The sequence below is a fragment of the Ruegeria sp. genome, from assembly GCF_965199275.1.
Taxonomy (GTDB): domain Bacteria; phylum Pseudomonadota; class Alphaproteobacteria; order Rhodobacterales; family Rhodobacteraceae; genus Ruegeria.
Map to the genome: position 1 here is coordinate 281,926 of NZ_CBDAQX010000035.1, position 19,256 is coordinate 301,181.

Genomic DNA, 19,256 nt, shown 5'->3' on the forward strand with positions numbered 1-19,256 from the left:
AGGGGGCAGACAGCCCCCTAGACCGCGCGAGCTTGCGCCAAGGCCAAAGGCAAGGCCGCTTCAAAAGCCGCCATCTCTGCCTCTCCACCACAACTCACCCGGATACAGCGGTTCTGCGGGGCCGCAAATGGCATCCGCACAAACACACCCTGTTCAACCAGCGAGTCCAGCACGGCCCTCGCAAACACCCCGTCACGCCCGCAGTCAATCGCAACGAAATTCGTGGCCGAAGGCAACGGGGTCAAACCGTTGGCCTGCGCAATTTGCCCGATACGGTCCCGAGCCTCAGTGATCCGGGCCTGCACTTCTGACAGCCAGTCGCCATCCTCAAGCGCGGCCAGCGCCCCGGCTTGTGCAGCCCGGTTCATGCCGAAATGGTTGCGCACCTTGTTGAACGCCGCGATCAGATCAGGGGCACCGATGGCATAACCAACCCGCGCCCCGGCCATCCCGTACACCTTTGAAAACGTCCGCATCCGGATCACGCGCCGATCATCGGCGGCAACGGGCGCAGCAGTGCCGTCCGGCGCGCATTCGACATAGGCCTCGTCCAGTACCAGCAGGCACCCTGCGGGCAAAGCCTCCATCGCGGCTACGATATCGGAACCCGAATGCCAGCTTCCCATCGGGTTGTCGGGGTTGGCCAGATAGACCAGCTTGGCGCCCACCTCTGCGGCCTTGGCAAACAAAGCGGCGGGGTCTTCGCGATCGTCGCGATAGGGGACCTTGTGCAAAACCCCTCCAAAGCCCGCCACATGGTAATTGAATGTGGGATAGGCCCCGTCTGAAGTCACCACCGCGTCGCCCGGCCCGATCAATAGTCGCACCAGATAGCCCAAGAGCCCGTCAATGCCTTCGCCCACTACTATGTTCTCGGGGGTAACACCGTGATGTGCGGCCAACGCATGGCGCAGATCATGGTTCTCGGGGTCACCATACATCCAAATCTCACCAGAGGCCCGTTGCATCGCTTCGATGACACGCGGAGAGGGGCCAAACACGCTTTCATTCGCGCCAAGCCGCGCCTTGAACGGGGCACCGCGTTGGCGCTCCTGCGTTTCCGGCCCCACAAACGGGACGGTTGCGGGCAGGGATTGGGCGAGCGATGTGTAGCGAGGTTTGGTCATAGGCGCAGATAAGCCCACCGTGCGGGTTGCTGCAAGCCCGCGCCTCAACATGCCTTAACGTCGCGGTGGAACTGCACTCGCATTCGGGGCAGTCTTATTAAGACTGCAAAACAAGGAGGTCCGGAATGGCGCGCGTATCTGTCGAGTACAAGGATCACATCGCTCATGTCACGCTGACGCGCGGCGACAAGATGAATGCTCTGGACGAGGCAATGATCAAGGCGCTGCTGGCCGCTGGGCAAGAGGTCGCGGCATCGGACGCCCGCGCTGTGGTCCTCTCGGGTGAGGGCAAAAGCTTCTGCGCCGGTCTCGACATGGCGAGTTTCGCGAAAATGGCCAATATGGACCCGACCGAATGGCTGATGACCCGCAGCCATGACGACGCCAACGAGATGCAGGAACTGGCCCTAATCTGGCGGCGCATCCCTGTTCCTGTAATCTGCGCAATCCAAGGCGCGGCCTATGGGGGCGGCCTGCAAATTGCTCTGGGCGCGGATATCCGCATCGCCCACCCCGATGCGAAGCTGGCAGTGATGGAGATGAAATGGGGCATCATCCCCGATATGGGGGGCATGGTTCTGCTGCCTAAACTGGTTCGCTCGGACGTTTTGCGGCTGCTGACCTATACCGCGCGTCCCATTGGGGCTGCACAGGCGGCCGAGTGGGGCCTGGTCACCAAGCTGTCCGATGATCCTCAGACCGAAGCACTGGCCTTGGCTGAAAACATCGCCTCACAAAGCCCCTCGGCCATCCGCGCTGCCAAGCGGCTCATAGACTTTGCCGAAACCAATCCGCGCGCCGCTGTATTGCTGGCCGAGTCCTCGGAACAGGTGGATCTGATTGGAAAGCCTGACCAGGTGGAGGTTGTGATGGCACAGATGCAGGGCCGAAAGCCCGAGTTCAAGTGATCACCGCATGAAGGCACGCCGCGCGTCTCGGGCCATGTTGTAGCGCATTTCGAGATCGGCGATCTTAGACATCGTGGCTTTGCGGGCCTCGGGATCGGTCAGTCCGGCATATTCCTTGCGTGCCTCGTCCAACTGTTTTTTGATGTCGAACTCCTCGGGCAGTACCCCGGCCTGCGCCATGATCCGATGACCGGCCGCCATGGCGGGATCGCTTTGCGCTTCGCCAGAGCGATCAGGCAGAGGCGCACCTTCGCCCTCAAGACCCTGTAATTGACCCTCGGCCTGAGCCTTCTTTATCTGGCGTTCCACCAGTTTTCCAAGTGATCCGAACATGGGCGCAGGATAACTTTTTCAGGCGTGGGGAGAAAGGGATCATCGCAGTTTGGTGGTCAAGATGTAGGCGACGCCCCCAGCCATCAAGCCCCAGACCGCAGCGCCCAGACCGAACACCGTGATCCCTGAAGCCGTGATAGCGAAGGTCAGGATTGCGGCTTCGCGCTCGGCGGGTATTTCGAGTGCTGCGAAGGTGGCGTTGGCCATCACTCCGATCAAGGCCACGCCGGTCAGCGTGCCCATCAGTAGCGGGTCGGCATGGGCGGCAAAGCCTGTGATCGCCACGGCGAAGATACCGAAGACGCAGTAGAACACACCGGCCATGATTGCCGACCAATAGCGCAGCGTGCGGTCCGGGTGGCTGTCTTCGTTCGAACACATCGCGGCGGTGATGGCCGCCAGACAGGTGGCGGGAGCTCCAAATGGGGCCGACAACATGCTTGCCCCTCCGACGGAGGAAAACAGCTTGCCAGGTGCGGGTGTGTAGCCAAAGCTGCGCATCACGGCGATGCCGGGGATGTTTTGGGTTGCCATTGTGACGACGAACAGCGGCAGGCCGATGCCGATAGCTGACGCAAGCGAGAATGACGGCATCGTCCAGACGGGCGCGGCCAGATAGGCCTCGGGCCGGACGGATGCACCTTCGGCGCTGAACACCACCACCAGCGCTGCGGCTACGACGGCTGCGGGAACGGCAAACAGCCGGTTCAGGCGTCCGGCGATGAACCATGTCAGGATCACGGGCAGTGCCTGCCAAGGTAGCTCAACTGCTGCTTTGAACGGGACAATGCAAAGGGGTAAAAGAACACCGCCGAGCATCGCCTGTGCCAGAGTGGTCGGGATCGCAGCGGCCAGGCGCCCCAAGGGTTTCCAAAGTCCGGCCAGAATCGTCAAGGCTCCGGCGCAGAGGAAGGCTCCGATTGCGCCTGAGAAGCCTGCGGCCGGGGTAGCCGAAACCGCCAGCAACGCCGCCCCTGGGGTAGACCAGGCCACGCTGATGGGTTGCCGGTAGCGCAGGCTGAGAACAATCGCGGCCAGCCCCATGGCAATCGCAGCACTCATCAGGCCAGAGGCAGCTTGGGCAGCTGATGCGCCCATTGCAGCCAGCCCTTGTAGCACGATGGGAAACGAGCTGAAGAACCCGACAATGGCGACTACGAGTCCTGTTGAGACGGTCTGCATCGGAGGAAAAGGTCGTGCCATAGGGGCCTCGGAGGGTTGTTATTCCGAACTGCTAACAAGCGCGGGCTGGCGCGAACAAGGGGAAAGCTCTGAGTGCAAAGAAAAACCTCACCACCGCTTCGGGTGGTGAGGTTGGGATTTCCCTATTTGGAACGAGAAGGAAATCAGGCGAGTTCGGCCAGACGAGCGAGGGCTTCGTTCAGCTTGGCCTCTTCTTCTTCACGCGCAGCGAGGTTTGCTTTGGCTTCCTCAACTACTTCTTCCGGGGCCGAGGCCACGAATTTGGGGTTGTTCAGACGCCCACGAAGACCGCCGAGTTCTTTGGCCAGTTTGCCCTTGGCTTTCTCCAACCGTTCCTTTTCGGCGCCGATGTCGATGATGTCCGCCAGAGGCAGGCCGAAGCTCGCGCCCGGGGCGGCAATCGAGATCGTGCCTCTTGGCAGCTCATCAGCCTTGGTCAGACTATCGATCCGCGCAAGACGTTTGATCAGTGCTTCGTTGCGCTCCCACGCGGCTTGACCGTGATTGTCGATCTCGGTCACCAGCATCGGCACGTAGAGGCCCGCCGGAACCCGCATTTGCGCACGGGCGGAGCGGGTGTTTTCGATCACCGAGATCACCCAGTTCATTTCGCGATCCGCGTCGGCGTCGATCAGGTCGGCAGCGGCGTAGGTCGGCCAGTCGGCGTGGACAACCATCTTGGCGCGGTTGCCGGTCAGCGCCCAAAGCTCTTCGGTGATGAAGGGCATGATCGGGTGCAGCAGGACCATGCACTGATCCAGAACCCAGCGCATGGTGGCGCGGGTCTCGGCCTGTGCCTCGGTGTCGTCGCCTTGTAGTAGGGGTTTCGACAGTTCTACGTACCAGTCGCAGACCTTGCCCCAGACAAAGGCATAAAGCCCGTTGGATGCATCGTTGAAACGATAGCTTTCCAGCGCAGCATCGACCTCTTCCCGCACGCGGGCAGTTTCACCGAGGATCCAGCGGTTCACGGCCGCCTTGGGCTTCAGGTCGGCCACATCCAGTTGTGGGACGGCGTCGGTGAATACCTCGTTCATCTCAGCAAAGCGGACGGCGTTCCACAGCTTGGTGCCGAAGTTCCGGTAGCCGGTGATGCGTTCGCGGGACAGTTTCAGCACACCACCAATCGCCGCCATCGAGGCGTTGGTAAAGCGCAGCGCGTCGGCGCCGAATTCGTCCACGATTTCCAGCGGGTCAATGACGTTGCCGGTGGTCTTGGACATCTTCTTGCCCTTCTCGTCACGGACGAGCTGGTGCAGGTAGACGGTGTGGAACGGGATCTGATCGACCACGGCCAGTTGCATCATCATCATCCGGGCGACCCAGAAGAACAGGATGTCGAAACCGGTAACCAGAACGTCCGTCGGGAAATAGCGTTCCAGTTCCTCGGTCTGTTCGGGCCAGCCTAGCGTACCGATGGGCCAGAGGCCGGAGGAGAACCATGTGTCGAGCACATCCGGGTCGCGCCAAACCGGATAGACCAGCTTGGTCGGGTCTTGTTCGACCGCGTATTGAGCAAGGCTTTCGGCGAACTGATGGATCGCTTCCTGCTTGTCGGCGACTTCGACAACCGTCGCGTGGCTCAGCGGACTGGGGATGTTTGCGTTGTCGTCGAGGAATTTCTCGGTGACGGCTTCAAGGCTAGCAGCGCATTCCATGACATTGCCACGATGCAACATGCCGCCTTCGTTCAGCAAACGGCCCAATTCGACCAGATCAAGGTCGCCGTCGTTTTCGTCGTCCTTGAAGTTCTCAGCCGAGAGATCGAGGCCATACCAAACCGGAATCTGATGCCCCCACCACAGCTGGCGCGAAATACACCAGGGCTCGATGTTTTCCAGCCAGTGGTAGTAGGTTTTCTCGCCCGAATCGGGGATGATCTTGACCGTACCGTCCTTGACCGCATCCAGCGCGGGGCCGACGACTTTGGCGGCATCAACGAACCATTGGTCTGTGAACATCGGCTCGATGACCACTTTGGAGCGGTCGCCAAACGGCTGCATAATCGGTTTGCTCTCGACCAGCGGGACCAGCTTGTCCGCGCCTTCATGATCGGGCTTCAGAGCGGTTGAACCCAGACGCGGATCATCCGCGCGGGTCATAACAGCCAGACCGTCCGCAGTGATTTCTTCGACAACCTTCGCGCGCGCTTCGAACCGATCTAGGCCGCGCAGGTGGTCAGGGATCAGGTTGATCGCGTCGATCTCGTTCTCGGTGAAATCCTTACCACGCGCGTATTCCTGCGCCTTGTCCGCTTCTTCCGCGTAAGGCACACCATCGGCCCGCATCGCGCCTTTGGTGTCCATCAGGCGGTACATCGGAATGCCACCGCGCTTGGCGACCATGTTGTCGTTGAAGTCATGCGCGCCGGTGATCTTCACCGCGCCAGAGCCGAAATCGGGGTCCGGATACTCATCGGTGATAATCGGGATCTGACGGCGATGCTCTTTCGGACCCACCGGGATTTCGCAGAGCTTGCCCACGATGGGCGCATACCGCTCATCCGAGGGATGAACCGCGACCGCGCCGTCGCCCAGCATGGTCTCAGGTCGGGTCGTGGCGATCGAGATATAGTCGCGCTCTTCCTCAAGCACGATATTCCCGTCCTCGTCTTTCTCGACATAGGTGTAGGTCTCGCCCCCGGCCAGCGGGTATTTGAAGTGCCACATGTGGCCCGCGACTTCGATATTCTCGACTTCGAGGTCCGAGATCGCAGTTTCGAAATGCGGGTCCCAGTTGACCAGACGCTTGCCGCGATAGATCAGGCCCTTTTCGTACATGTCGACGAAAACCTTGATCACCGCGTCGTGGAAATTGGCCGAGTTCTCATGCCCTGTGCGCGGATCGCCCGCCGCACCGGCCATGGTGAAGGCGTTGCGCGACCAGTCGCAGGAGGAGCCCAGACGTTTCAGCTGCTCGATAATCGTGCCGCCGTATTCGCCTTTCCATTCCCAGACTTTCTCAAGGAATCTCTCGCGACCCAACTCGCGCCGACCCGGCTGCTGTGTGGCGGCCAGCATCTTTTCCACCTGCATCTGCGTGGCGATGCCTGCGTGGTCCTGACCGGGCTGCCAGAGAGTGTCGAAGCCGCGCATCCGGTGCCAGCGGATCAGGATGTCCTGCAGCGTGTTGTTGAACGCGTGGCCCACGTGCAAAGCACCGGTCACGTTGGGCGGGGGGATCATGATGGTAAAGCTCTCGTCACGCGATTTGTTCGCGCCTGCCTTGAAGGCTCCGGCCTGTTCCCAGGCCTCGTAGATGCGGGCCTCGGCCTCGGCCGCGTTGAATGTCTTTTCCATCGCCATGGGGTGCGTCCTGCGTCATCAATCTTGGGTTAGTGCGTGCAATAGCGAAAGGATGGCAAAAGGGGAAGGCTTTGCGCTCAAATCCACAAGGCATTCGATCCGCCGGGACCGTGAACCAGGCCACAGACGGCCAGTGGGTTGTTCAGCTACACTTGTAGCGTGCAGTCACGAGACGGTGCGACCCAATAAGATGCGGCTTAACTGCTCGTTTCGTGATTTGTCGTCAGACGGTTTAGGGAATTTTGCAATGCGTTTGAGCTTTCATAATATATTCAGACATATGGTGGCTGCAACGACGAGGTCACGCATGCCGCACGCCTTAGTCATGATGATGCCCAAATGCCCGCTTAGGCTTGCAGCTATGCTTCAACGTTTCACGGTTTCGTTGGATCTCTTGTCCGGCATGCGGATGATACCCATCCTTGAGTATAGCCCGCCTTTACCAGTGCGCGGGCAAGTGATGGGCCGGCGTTTGAGCAGAGGTGGGATATGGGCGCATAGCCATCAGTTGCAGATGCACCTTGAAGGTCAGGGTGGCGCAATGCTGAGACGCGCGCGCACCCTCGAAGAGTACAGGAGTGGCTGAGATATGATTCTGTCACGGTTAAGCAGAAAGGTACTTGGATGGCTCGGGCGGCCCTTACGCTCTGAGCATTCCGCCGAAGCGCTGCACCGTGAGCCGATCAGCCATGTTGTCATTCTGGACGGAACAATGTCGACGCTGGAACCCGGCCTCGAAACCCATGCCGGGCAGACGTTTCGCCTGTGTCAGGAAATGGGGCCTCAGGTTTCAGTATTTTATGAGGCTGGAGTGCAGTGGGAAAGCTGGAAGTCTTCGCTCGATGTGATGATGGGGCGGGGGATCAATCGGCAGATCCGTCGGGCCTATGGCTATCTGGCCTCGCGCTACAAACCCGGAGACCGGATTTACTTTATAGGGTATTCGCGGGGCGCCTACGGTGTTCGCAGCCTTGCGGGTGTGATCGACATGATCGGCTTGTTGAAGGCGGAACACGCGACCGAGCGGAACATCAAGCAGGCCTACCGCCACTATGAATGCAATCCCAGCGGCACAGCCGCCCGCGATTTTCGCCGCAAATTTTGCCATGAGGATGTGGCGATCGAGATGGTCGGAGTATGGGACACGGTCAAAGCGCTGGGTCTGCGCCTGCCGCTGCTGTGGCGCTGGGCCGAGGAAAAGCACGCCTTCCACAATCATCAACTGGGCCGCGCGATCCGCCACGGATATCACGCGATGGCCCTGAATGAGACCCGCGAGGTCTATGAACCTGTCCTGTGGAAATGCACACCAGAGTTCAAAGGCCATGTCGAACAGGTCTGGTTCCGGGGCACCCATGGCGATGTGGGTGGTCAGTTGAACGGCTATGAAGAAGCACGCGCCCTCAGCAACATCTCTCTCATCTGGATGCTGGACAAGGCCGAGCGGCATGGGCTGCCGCTGCCGGAGGGATGGCGCGCTCGTTTTCCGACCAATGCTCAGGGGGCGTCGGTTGGAACGTGGCGCGGGTGGGGCAAGATTTTTCTTCTGCGCAAAAGACGGATAGTGGGCAAGGACCAGTCCGAACACCTCCACGCCTCGGTCGCGCCCGAGGATGTGCCTGGGTGGCAACCTGAACCAGACCTACCATCCCATCCGGCGCAGTAAAATGCCGATCATGTGCCCGCGGCTCCAAGATCACTGACACTTCAATGTCAGGTTCGAGCCCAATGCAGCAACCGAAATTTAATGAAAGCCCTACCCTAAATCCGCCGATTTCTTGAAGCCTTGCCAGACGCATTCAAAATCTGCAATCTTATTATGAGTCGGCTTCAAACTATTGAAAATTCCCGGTGGTCCTAATCGGAGGCAATTGCAATGGCTTTTTCCGCCCAAAACAGAAACTGTATTTTGGCGTTAATATCTACGTTTTTTTTGGCCTCGGCGAATACTTTAGGCGCGCAAAGTAATGATCCAACCGAGTGGTCTAGGACGGAGCCGTTTCCTAACCAAACTGTTTATTTTCCAGGAACCGAGGCTCTGGGTCCTGACGAAATGCGAGTTGTCGCCTGTGGCACCGGTATGCCTCAGCCGCGTCTGAAACAAGCTGCGGCATGTTTCTTGGTTGAATTGGGAAATGGCGAAAAGTTTATCTTCGATATGGGAGAGGGATCCTATGAAAGGATCATGGCGCTTGGGATTCCACTGGATCAGCTGGATAAAGTCTTCTTGGGTCACCTGCACCTAGATCATGCTGGCTGTCAATCGGCATTGAATAATGACCCCCCATCGGCGTCCAAATTTGACCCCCCTTGGAGCTAAGAGGGGCGTTGAGGGGGTCGTGTTTAGGTTGATTCAGGAGGGGGTGGACAGCAGGTCAAACCGAAAAGAGAGCGTAGCTCGACTGAAGGTTTGACCTGCTGTCTGTTTTGAATTTATTCCCCGATTTCGAGGTTAGTCGCGGTGGTTAATTCGCCAGCTTTCGTTCCCGGTTTCGATGATATCGCAATGGTGTGTCAGTCGATCCAGGAGAGCAGTGGTCATTTTGGCATCTGTGAACACACTCGGCCATTCAGCAAATGCGAGGTTGGTTGTTAGCAGAATAGACGTTCGCTCGTACAGTTTGCTGATGAGATGGAAGAGTAATCGTCCACCAGACTCTGCGAACGGCAGATAACCGAGTTCGTCTATAATCACGAGGTCGACGCGGATCAGCTGCTCGCTGAGCCGCCCGGCGTTGCCTTCGCGATGTTCAGCCTCCAGCTTGTTCGCGAGATCCACAGCGCTGAAGAACCTGACCCGCCGGCGGTTATTGACCGCGTGGCCCCCGATCGCTGTTGCGAGATGCGTTTTGCCCGATCCGGTTCCACCGACCAGCACGCCATTCCTGGCCTGGTCCATAAAATCGCCGTCATGAAGATTGCGCACGACTTCCTCGTTGACGGGGCTGACCGTGAAGTCGAACTCAGGTAAGGACTTGCAGACCGGGAACTTTGCGGCACCCATCTGATACCGGATCGAGCGCGCAGTCTTTTCGGCCAGTTCGGCCGTGAGGAGTTCGGCCACGACCTGTTGGGGCCGCCAGTTGTTTTTGGCTGCGGCCTGCATCACTTCGTCAAAGCAGTTGACGATGCCTGGCAACTTCAGTTGACGGGCAAGTTCGAGAATTTCCTTACGCAGTTGCATGGGAGCCTCCAAGCCTGTCATAGCGAGCGCAATCCGCGATCGGTGCCATTTTCAGCTGCAGGTGGGCAGGCGGCTCAATCGCCTTTGGCGGCGGGGGATTGGTGCGCCGAGAGACAATGTTCAGGATCGCATCGGCCTTGCGCAGGCCAGATTTTAGAGCTTCTTCGCAGGCAGCCTCGACCACATCAATGTCGTGCTGGTAAGCAGCGAAAAGAATATCGGCAAGTTGCCGGTCTCCGTCGGATGTGCCCCGCAGATGGGTCCAGATCTGCGTCATTGCCGGTGGTAGGTCCCAGTCACGGAACGGTGCTCCATTGCGCAGAGCGCCAGGCTTGCGCTTGAGGACGGGCACATAGTGCCAAGGGTTGAAGATCGTTTTTCCTCGGCCGAAGCACCGTTCGTGCTCTCCGACAATCTCACCGTCTTGGCGCAGGACAATCCGCGTGGCGTAGACCTGCAACTGGACCTGACGTCCAACAGCTCTTGCCTCAACGCTGTATTTGTTTCTTTCGAAGTTGATCAGGCAGGTTCGGCTCACGGCGACCGTCTTTTCACGGAACCCGACGAAGGGCTTCTGCAGATGCGTCAGCAGCGGCTTTTCCTGCTGGAACTCCTCCCAGACCGTCACCTCCAGGTTTTCCGGATGCCGCAGTTCTTTTGCGCGTTTGATCGCGTCTTTTTGCAGCCGGGCATTCAATTCATCGAAGTCGGCCACCTCCAGACGCGGTGTAAAACTATAGGCGCGGCTCTCCTTGACCAGATTCTCAACCTGACCCTTCTCCCAACCGGCCGCGCGCGTACAGGCGATCGGGTTCACCAGATGATGAGAACACATCCGGGAGAATGCCTTGTTGAACTTTCTTTCCTTGCCCGACAGGATCGCATCGACGGCGGTCGTCATGTTATCGTAGATCCCGTTGATGCAGCCTCCACCAAAGAATTTGAAGGCCTCGTCGTGGGCATCAAAGACCATCTCCTGCGTCTCGCGCGGATAGGCAATGGAGAATGGCATGCGGCTATGGCAAAGTTTGAAATGGGCAACCTTCACGGTCGTGAGTGCACCGTCCATCAAAACCGTCTCCACACTCCAGTCGAACTGGTACGCCTCCCCAGGATCAAAGATCAGCGGGATGAACGCCTGCGCCTGTTGTCGGCCGTGCGCAATGCGCCAATTCTTTGTGTAGCGTCGAACACTGTCATACCCGCCGCCAAAACCATCATCGGAGAGTTCCTTCCAGATTTTGGTCATCCGCTTGCGGTGTTTCTTCGGAAGCGCCTCGTTCTCCTCAAGCGTTTCATCCAGACGCGCGCGCCAAGGCCCGAGCACCGGGTATGGCTGCGATTTGCGCTCATATTTGAACTCCGTCACTCCCGATCGGATTATCTTTCGAACCGTTGCACGGCTCAAATTGAGCGAACGGCAAATTTCCTTGATGCTCTTTTTTTCGATCAGGTGTAAGCGACGCACTTTTCTAATAGTTTCCACGCAAATCATCCCGCTTGCCTCTCCATCGACTGCTCAATGAAAAGGATGTCTACAACCATAGGGAGGGGTCAAATTTGGACGCCGATTTCCCCGCTTAGGGGGTCAAAATTGCACGCTTTTCTACACTTTGAGCTGAAGATCGTCACGCCAAACGGAGGCGACTCTTTCTACCAATCAGGGACGACCACTGACGATGCCATAAACGCAAGCAATGTGGATACGATCATCAGAGGGGGCGACGGCGACGATACGATTGACCTTGCGGAAGCTGGCCGAGACATCGTTGTGTTCGAAGCAGACCCTGCAATCAATGGCACGGATATCATCACGGGGTTTAGCACCGGAACTGCAACGGAAGTCGCAGATGCCCTGATGTTCAGGGGCCTCGACGTCGCCACGTTGCGAGGCACGGGAACGGACGTGGAGTTCCTGAGCCAAGGCGGCAATCTGGGAATAGATACAGGCTTCATCGGCTTTACGACCATCCTCAGCGACCTCACGGGCAGCACCATTGAATTGGCATTGGAGAGCCTGGTCGGAGCGCAGGCCGGAGACGAGATCTATGCCCTGACAACCGATGGAACCGACGCCAAGCTCGTCAAAGCCAACTTCTCAGCGTCAGACGACGTCACTGTTGATACGCTCGCCGTGTTCGATGGTCTGAATGATCTTAGCAGCCTGAGTGCAGACAATATCCTCCACACCGATCCCACAGGTGCCACAGCCTGATCCTTTTCGAGGATTGTACTTTAGTTTGGAAAGCCGCCATGACAAGAACCCACCTCAAACCGCTTTCATTCCAGAGACATGGGCATATGTTCTGGAAACGGTTCACCTCGTTCGAACATACGAGGCACGTGACTGAGTGTTCAGTTGTCGAGGCTGAAGTCTTCCCCGTCGCGGCTTCTTTTCCGCTTGTTTTCCGCAAAACGGAGGGCCGGGTAGAGCCGGTCGCAGTGTTTTCCCTGACAGAAGAGGCCGAAAACCCATTTGTGTCTGAAACAGGCGGATGGTTGGCACCCTACTTGCCCTCTGCGATGAGGTGCCCGCCTTTCGATGCCGAACCAATGCCAAGAGGTGGGCAGGTCAAGGACGCTCAATTCCAATTGCTCGTCGACGAATCCCTTGGCTTGATCAGTGATGACCCCAGAGATGAGGCGTTCTACCGTGAAACAGGAGCGCTTTCTTCCAATCTTGAAGCCGTAATGACGTTCTTCCAAGGTCGAATGTCGTCCGCGCAAACCACAAAGGCCATTTGTGATGTGCTTGTGGAAATGAACTTGTTGGACCGACTCACCCAATACGAGAGCTGCATTTTGCCAAGGAGCTGTTGGGGTATCTCGACCGATCGGTTGAACAGTTTGACAAACAAGCAGCTGGCCACACTGACGGCTTGTGGCGCTCTGCGGCTAGTCCATGCGCATCAAATCTCGCTGTCTCACGTAGCTTGGTTGACCCAAGCACAATCACGAATGACACATAATCCGGGTTCAAAGGATGCTGAGCGGAAGGCCAATGCCGAAGGCTTCTTATCTGCATTGGCCGAAGCGCAAACGAGCGAAACCTCTTGGGGCCAGAATTCGGAGATACACGCTTGTGCCCGATAACCCCTGGTCGCCATACGACGCAACAAATCCGAAAACAGATCCTATCAGCGGACGCACGCCATTTCTTCGCTGCCCTAACTTGCCGGAGAGGAACTGATTCTTGACGCGGCACGAAACCCGACCGGACACATCTCGTTTAACAGAACTCGAAACGTGTATGCGCCATGTGGGTGAGACACTTGAACGCCCAATAACAAAAGCGTCTCTCTTTAACGCGCAGTCAGATTTGGAAAATGGCCTCTCGATAAGTGATGCACTGGCGCTTGCCCGCCAAAGCGGTCTTCAGGCGGGATATGGCACACGCTCACTGAGCAAATTGGATGACGATTTGTCACCAGCCATACTGTTGCTGGAGGGGGGACGATCCGTTGTCTATCATGGGCGCAGCGACAACGGCATGCTATTGGTGTGAACCCACTATTTCGCCAAATTTCAGGCCTGCTCACCTTGCATAGCTTGTTTGATACCTCTCATTAGTGACGTTAATACAGTATGTTACAGATCACCGCAAGACAGTTTTATGTGCATTGCATATATGATTTTGGCGCGCGCTTTGAGGCCAGAAGTTGCATTTTCGGAACATTAACTATGCATGTTTGTGTCTGTTCATGTTGCTGTTTAATGCAGTTTGCGGCTTACGATTGCATATAGGCACTATGTAAAGCATAGTGGTTTTTGTGTAGTGTCGCTGCTCATGAAGGTGCTATACACATAGTGTTTCCTGCTTGCACATACCGGGATCGTGCGATGTCAGACAGGTCAGTCAGAAAGCAACGGGTGATCAACGCCACCGACAGCGAGCGGGACATTGTCCGGGCGCGGGCCAAAGCCGCGCGGCTCTCGGCAAGCGGCTATGTGGTCCGGCGCGCCTTGTCTGCCGAAGTCTCCGATGGCCCTTCGCTCACTACGCTGTCGGCGCGGCTTGAGCGGATCGAGACCGCCCTGCTGACACTGTGCGAAGTGGAACGGGTACGATTGGCGGAGCGCGGGGAAGAGGAGGGCTGGACAGCAGCCCTGCGACGGGTCGCGATGCAGCAGCGCACGGACCTGCGCAATCCGGTGACATCCGCCCATCGGTTCTGAACACATCCGCCCGGGGGTTCCAACACATCCGGCCCCCCCTCAGGGCTATCAGAATCGTCACAGATCAACCCAAAAACACCGTTCTCTAAATCGCCTTGTCCATGTGTGGACCCATGTGCAGGCCTCGACCCGCGCAGGCTACACTGCAGCTTCAGCGCCAGGCGCGACGGATGGCCTGACTCACCCCCGCGTATGCGGACAACAGTTAAAGCTTACCATTCCGACATATCCGCAGCAGATTCTGATACCGACAAGACGTTCGCAGTTTCGTCTTTGCTTACAGCACATCCTGGAACGTTTGAGGTTGTCTTACTGGTTCCAGTATCTGCCGTATCGTACCGAGTGTAGCCGCCGATGGTCGCTCTCTTCTCTCCCCTGCATCGGGTGTTCCCCGATGCTCCCCGGTGAGCGCACCATCGGCTACCTCGCCTGCCATCATACAGTCGTCACCTCCGGGTCGAAGTTGACAGTCGAATTGGTCAGAGTGGTGGCGATTTCGCTTTGTTGATAATCCCCCTCCAGGGTGATGCTGCCGTTATTTTCGGGCCGGGTGATGACAAGGTCTCCTTCACTGTTTACATCTGTAGCCGCGACCAGTTCGGCCAGGTCTGCCGCATCGTCACCAGCCCCCCATTCCTCTTCATCGAAGACCAGAATATCATTCCCAGTCCCCCCCACGGTGTTGAAATCGGTGATGGTATCATCCCCTTCCGCGTCTCCCTGGAACAGGTAGCGGTTCGTACCAGCCCCACCGGTCAGAATGTCATTGCCGGCACCGCCGATCAGTACGTCAATACCGTCAATGCCCGTTTCAAACTTATCGCCGTTGGCCAGCCCAACCAGCGCATCCAGTTCGGACACCTCGTCCGCCCCCTCACGCTCCGCACCGGCAACCCGCACATTCACCCTGTCCAGGTTGTCAGCCGTCACGCCCGTCACGCCCGCCGTGGTGTAGGTCGCCACATCCGGCGCTGGATTGGCCTGATCCTCGGCATAGTCCGCGATGGTCTCAAGCGCTGCCACTTCCGGGCGGACTGCCACCGCGTTCGTCGCCGTACTGATGACCTCTTCCTCCTTGCCACCCTCATCCTGGTAGCGGACGGCAACCCGGACGGTCCGGCCCGCATCTGCGTCTGTCAGCGTATAGCTGGCGCTGTTGGTGCCGATATCCTCATACCCGCCTGCACCGTCACTGCGCTGCCACTGGTAGCGGAAGCCGGACGCCTCACCCGGTAGCCCATCCGCATCGCTGATACCGGTCCGGTCGGCGCTCAGGACCGCGCCCGCCGTCAACGCGCCGCTCGCTGGGCCGCTGATCACGGGCACGCCCTCCGGCGCGTCATTGACATTACTGACCGGGGCTGTGGGGGCCGAGGTCACCTGTTCGTCATTGCCGTCATCATCGCTATAGATGGCCACAAGCCGGAGGGTATGACCCACATCCGCCTGACCGGGGGTATAGCTTGCGCTCTCGGCCCCGCCGATATCCTCATAATCACCTGTCCCGTCACTGCGCTGCCACTGGTAGCTGATAAAGGGTGTGGTCGATATGCCGTCGCCGTCCGTAACCGTTGCGGTGAGCGGGCTGCCCTGCGCCGCCGTGCCCGCAAGGGCCACCGTGCCGTTCCCGGCAACCCCGGTGACGACGTCCGCCGACACAATGCGCACATTGGCGGCCGTCAGCGCGTCCGGGCTGTCAAGACCGCTCACCGTCAGCGTGCCCGCTGCCGAGGTCTCGACCGCCGGCAGATCAATCCTCAAACCGCCATTCTCCGGCAGCACCGTGGTCGCAGCCTTCACCGCAGCAAGGTCCGCAAACAGCCCCTCCCGGAACTCCAGCACATCCTGCGCAGGGTCAAAGTCCGTGACGCGGTTGGTGCCATTGTCTCGACCAATCCGGAAGATATCCCGTCCGTCGCCGCCGGTGAGCTGGTCCTCATCCGGGCCGGGGACCAGCACATCATTGCCGGTGCCGCCCGAGAGCGTGTCATTGCCGCCCCAGCCCAAAAGCATGTCATGGCCGCCGCGGCCCTCAAGCAGATTAGCGCCCAGAGGCCCGCCGTCCAGACGATTGGCACCACTGTCGCCCCTGAACGTGTCATCGCCGAGGATGGAGCCGATGACGTTCTCGATCCCGCTGAGCCGGTCGCCTTCCGCGTCGCCGCCCGTGCCCGTGCCAGCCGCAAGGTCCACACTGACACCTTTCGACCCGCCATAGACAACCGTGTCATTGCCCGGCCCGCCGTTCAGTATATCGCTGCCATCGCCGCCGTTCAGTATATCATCCCCGGGGCCGCCATTGAGCCGGTCATCTCCAGCACGGCCCTCAAGGTGGTCATCGCCCGCCAAGCCATTGAGCGTATCATTGCCCGGCCCGCCTCTGAGTATGTCGTTGTTCGCTGTACCCGTGAGGGTCTGGTCGCCAGAACTGCCATCAGGTGCCGCTGCCGCCGCAACATCCCCGTTGGCCAGCCCAACCAGCGCATCCAGTTCAGACACCGTGTCCGCACCCTCGCGCTCCGCACCGGCAACCCGCGCATTCACTGCCGCAAGGTTGACATCCGTCACGCCGGTCACGCCTGCCGTGGTGTAGGTATCAACCGTCGGCTCAGTATTGCTCTGATCATCGGCATAGGCCACGATGGTCCCCAGCGCTGTCAGCCCGGGCGAATACTCGATGTTCACTGCAGTCACATCAGTGACACCGGCAAGGCTGATCTGTGTGCCCGGAATCGTGAGCCGCAGAGTGCCGTCCACCACCTGCGGGTTCAGCGCCGTGCCCTCCGCCACATCAAGATAAAGCCGGTCCTCGCCCGTGTTGAAATCCGTGATGGTGACACTGTCCTCATCAGGTCCGACCCTGAACTGGTCCGCACCAGCACCACCCGTCAGTGTGTCATTGCCGGCACCGCCAGCGAGCACGTCATCGCCGGCACCGCCATTGAACACGTTGGTGTTTCCGTCGCCGGTCAGCCTGTCGTCCGCCGCAGAGCCGATCAGGTTTTCAATACCGGATACGACGTCACCCTCGGCATGGCCGCCGGACGGCGTGCTGAAGGGCAATTGTGAAAGATCCACAGTCACACCCCCAGCGGCCCCGGTGGCGTCCACAGACCCGGAATAGTCCGCCGTATCGGTGCCAGCGCCGCCGTTCAGTACATCCCGACCGGCCCCGCCGACCAACATGTCATCGCCCGCACCGCCCAAAAGAGCGTCATTGCCGTCACCGCCCGACAGAACATCATTACCGGCACCGCCGCCAAGAACGTCATTGCCGGCACCGCCCGAAAGCGTGTCTTTACCCGTGCTGCCGGTGATAGCATCACTGTAAGGTGTTCCATCCACTTTTGCGGCGGTCTCCAGGGTGCGGGTGACCGTGTTGTCCAGGGCCTCCTGGATTGCAGCATACACCGATTGAGAGGCCGCTTGAGCCTGCACAATCGCCGCATTCGCCGCCGCCACTGCCGCATTCGCCGCCTCAAGATTGGTCGGCGTTACGCCATTGATCCCCGCCGCCTCGTAAGTCTCAACCGTCGGGGCGGGTTGCGTCTGGCTACCAGCATACGCCGTAATTATGGACACCGCTGTTTCAGCCCCACCTGTGAGGACCGCCTGACCGACCAATGCGCTCAGTTCCGCATGGCTGTCCACTTGCTCCCGGGTCGCTGCTGCCACCGCCCCGTTCACCGCAGCAAGATTGACGGCGTTGACCCCGAACACATCCACGGTCGTGTAATCCTGCGCCGTCGGTGCAGGATTGTTCGCGTCATCTTCCGCATAGGCCTCGATCTTCGCCTGTGCCAGCGTTGCAAGCGTGGCATTCACGAGGCTCTGGACCTCAACCCGCGTATCCGCACCCGCGCGATCTGCGCCTGCAACCCGCGCATTCACCGCCGCGAGATTGACATCCGTCACACCCGTCACACCTGCCGTGGTGTAGGTATCAACCGTCGGCTCAGTATTGCTCTGATCATCTTCGGCATAGGCCACGATGGTCCCCAGTGCTGTTGCCGCAGCCGCTGCTGCATCCAATGCCGCCGCTGCCGCCGCAACATCCTCGTTGGCCAGCGTAACCAGCGCATCCAGTTCGGACACTTCGTCGGCCCCGTCGCGATCTGCGGCTGCGACCCGCGCATTCACCGCCGCAAGGTTGGCATCCGTCACGCCGGTCACGCCCGCCGTGGTGTAGGTATCAACCGTCGGCTCAGTATTGCTCTGATCATCTTCGGCATAGGCCGCGATGGTCCCCAGCGCTGCCGTCGCAGCCGCTGCTGCCGCAACATCCTCGTTGGCCAGCGTAACCAACGCATCCAGTTCGGCCACCGTGTCCGCACCCTCGCGATCTGCACCGGCAACCCGTGCATTCACCGCCGCGAGATTGGCATCTGTCACGCCGGTCACGCCCGCCGTGGTGTAGGTCGCCGCATCCGGCGCAGGATTGTTCGCGTCATCCTCGGCGTAATCCGCGATAGCGCCCAGTGCTGTTGCCGCAGCCGCTGCTGCATCAGCGTTCCCGCCCACATCACCGTCGCCGGTTCCATCGGGGGTCTCTGTAGATGTTGTATCTGTTGGTGAGGTCTGGTTTTCACCATCACCGGTTTCCGACGAGGATATCACTCGGTTCACGACGCCCTGAACAAAGACCGTCGGTTCCACAAGAGTATCGGGCACAAAGGCACTGCTGCCCCCTGTTGCAATCGCCGCATTCACTGCCGCAAGATTGGCATCCGTCACACCGGCCACACCTGCCGTGGTGTAGGTATCAACCGTCGGCTCAGTATTGCTCTGATCATCGGCATAGGCCACGATGGTCCCCAGTGCTGTTGCCGCAGCCGCTGCTGCCGCAACATCCCCGTTGGCCAGCGTAACCAGCGCATCCAGTTCGGCCACCGTGTCCGCACCCTCGCGATCTGCACCGGCAACCCGCGCATTCACCGCCGCGAGGTTGGCAGCCGTCACACCGGTCACACCTGCCGTGGTGTAGGTCGCCACATCCGGCTCAGTATGTCGAGAACATTCT

The 19,256-nt window shown here is 59.2% G+C and carries 14 protein-coding genes; 7 read left to right on the forward strand and 7 right to left on the reverse strand.

The genetic code is table 11. The features are described 5' to 3' along the window. Window positions 1–17: 17 nt before the first annotated feature. Window positions 18–1,127 carry a pyridoxal phosphate-dependent aminotransferase gene (locus ACOERD_RS30010; protein WP_419741391.1) on the reverse strand — a complete coding sequence of 370 codons (1,110 nt, stop codon included), beginning with the start codon at window positions 1,125–1,127 and terminating at the stop codon, window positions 18–20. Between the two features lie 125 nt (window positions 1,128–1,252). Here ACOERD_RS30010 and ACOERD_RS30015 point away from each other — a divergent pair, with 125 nt between their 5' ends. Beyond that, window positions 1,253–2,035, forward strand: coding sequence for a crotonase/enoyl-CoA hydratase family protein (locus tag ACOERD_RS30015; protein WP_419741392.1), 783 nt, complete (start codon window positions 1,253–1,255; stop codon window positions 2,033–2,035). Here ACOERD_RS30015 and ACOERD_RS30020 read toward each other — a convergent pair whose 3' ends face one another. The 3 genes from ACOERD_RS30020 to ACOERD_RS30030 form a co-directional block, all read right to left on the reverse strand. Then, window positions 2,036–2,368 carry a DUF1992 domain-containing protein gene (locus ACOERD_RS30020; RefSeq protein WP_419741393.1) on the reverse strand — a complete coding sequence of 111 codons (333 nt, stop codon included), beginning with the start codon at window positions 2,366–2,368 and terminating at the stop codon, window positions 2,036–2,038. A 39-nt stretch (window positions 2,369–2,407) separates the two neighbouring features. Then, entirely contained in the window at window positions 2,408–3,571 is a 1,164-nt protein-coding gene (locus tag ACOERD_RS30025) for a benzoate/H(+) symporter BenE family transporter (protein ID WP_419741394.1), read from the reverse strand. Window positions 3,572–3,714: 143 nt separating this feature from the next. Continuing rightward, window positions 3,715–6,876: a valine--tRNA ligase gene (locus ACOERD_RS30030; RefSeq protein WP_419741395.1), complete on the reverse strand. Its 3,162-nt coding sequence runs from the start codon at window positions 6,874–6,876 to the stop codon at window positions 3,715–3,717. Window positions 6,877–7,465: 589 nt separating this feature from the next. Here ACOERD_RS30030 and ACOERD_RS30035 point away from each other — a divergent pair. Together ACOERD_RS30035 and ACOERD_RS30040 are read left to right on the forward strand one after the other, a co-directional pair. Beyond that, window positions 7,466–8,542 carry a DUF2235 domain-containing protein gene (locus ACOERD_RS30035; RefSeq protein WP_419741396.1) on the forward strand — a complete coding sequence of 359 codons (1,077 nt, stop codon included), beginning with the start codon at window positions 7,466–7,468 and terminating at the stop codon, window positions 8,540–8,542. A 210-nt stretch (window positions 8,543–8,752) separates the two neighbouring features. Next, complete coding sequence (locus tag ACOERD_RS30040; protein WP_419741397.1) at window positions 8,753–9,196, forward strand: MBL fold metallo-hydrolase; 444 nt, start codon at window positions 8,753–8,755, stop codon at window positions 9,194–9,196. Between the two features lie 132 nt (window positions 9,197–9,328). Here the strand turns inward: ACOERD_RS30040 and istB are convergent, their stop codons facing one another. Together istB and istA are read right to left on the reverse strand one after the other, a co-directional pair. Further along, complete coding sequence (gene istB, locus ACOERD_RS30045; RefSeq protein ID WP_419737606.1) at window positions 9,329–10,060, reverse strand: IS21-like element helper ATPase IstB; 732 nt, start codon at window positions 10,058–10,060, stop codon at window positions 9,329–9,331. Then, window positions 10,047–11,555, reverse strand: coding sequence for an IS21 family transposase (gene istA, locus ACOERD_RS30050; RefSeq protein WP_419737605.1), 1,509 nt, complete (start codon window positions 11,553–11,555; stop codon window positions 10,047–10,049). Before istA ends, istB begins: the two co-directional genes overlap by 14 nt. A 99-nt stretch (window positions 11,556–11,654) precedes the next feature. Here istA and ACOERD_RS30055 point away from each other — a divergent pair, with 99 nt between their 5' ends. The 4 genes from ACOERD_RS30055 (at window position 11,655) to ACOERD_RS30070 (ending at window position 14,236) form a co-directional block, all read left to right on the forward strand. Then, entirely contained in the window at window positions 11,655–12,275 is a 621-nt protein-coding gene (locus ACOERD_RS30055; protein WP_419741398.1) for a hypothetical protein, read from the forward strand. A 38-nt stretch (window positions 12,276–12,313) separates the two neighbouring features. After that, window positions 12,314–13,153, forward strand: a complete 840-nt coding sequence (locus tag ACOERD_RS30060) for a SapC family protein (protein ID WP_419741399.1) — start codon at window positions 12,314–12,316, stop codon at window positions 13,151–13,153. A gap of 100 nt (window positions 13,154–13,253) precedes the next feature. Next, on the forward strand, window positions 13,254–13,565 hold the full coding sequence (locus ACOERD_RS30065; protein ID WP_419741400.1) for a hypothetical protein: 312 nt from the start codon (window positions 13,254–13,256) through the stop codon (window positions 13,563–13,565). 335 nt (window positions 13,566–13,900) lie between these two features. Continuing rightward, window positions 13,901–14,236 (forward strand): plasmid mobilization protein, encoded by a 336-nt coding sequence (locus ACOERD_RS30070; RefSeq protein ID WP_419741401.1) that lies wholly within the window; start codon window positions 13,901–13,903, stop codon window positions 14,234–14,236. A 435-nt stretch (window positions 14,237–14,671) separates the two neighbouring features. On the opposite strand, the gene ACOERD_RS30075 is transcribed toward ACOERD_RS30070, so the two are convergent. Next, window positions 14,672–19,228, reverse strand: a complete 4,557-nt coding sequence (locus tag ACOERD_RS30075) for a beta strand repeat-containing protein (RefSeq protein WP_419741402.1) — start codon at window positions 19,226–19,228, stop codon at window positions 14,672–14,674. Window positions 19,229–19,256 lie beyond the last annotated feature (28 nt).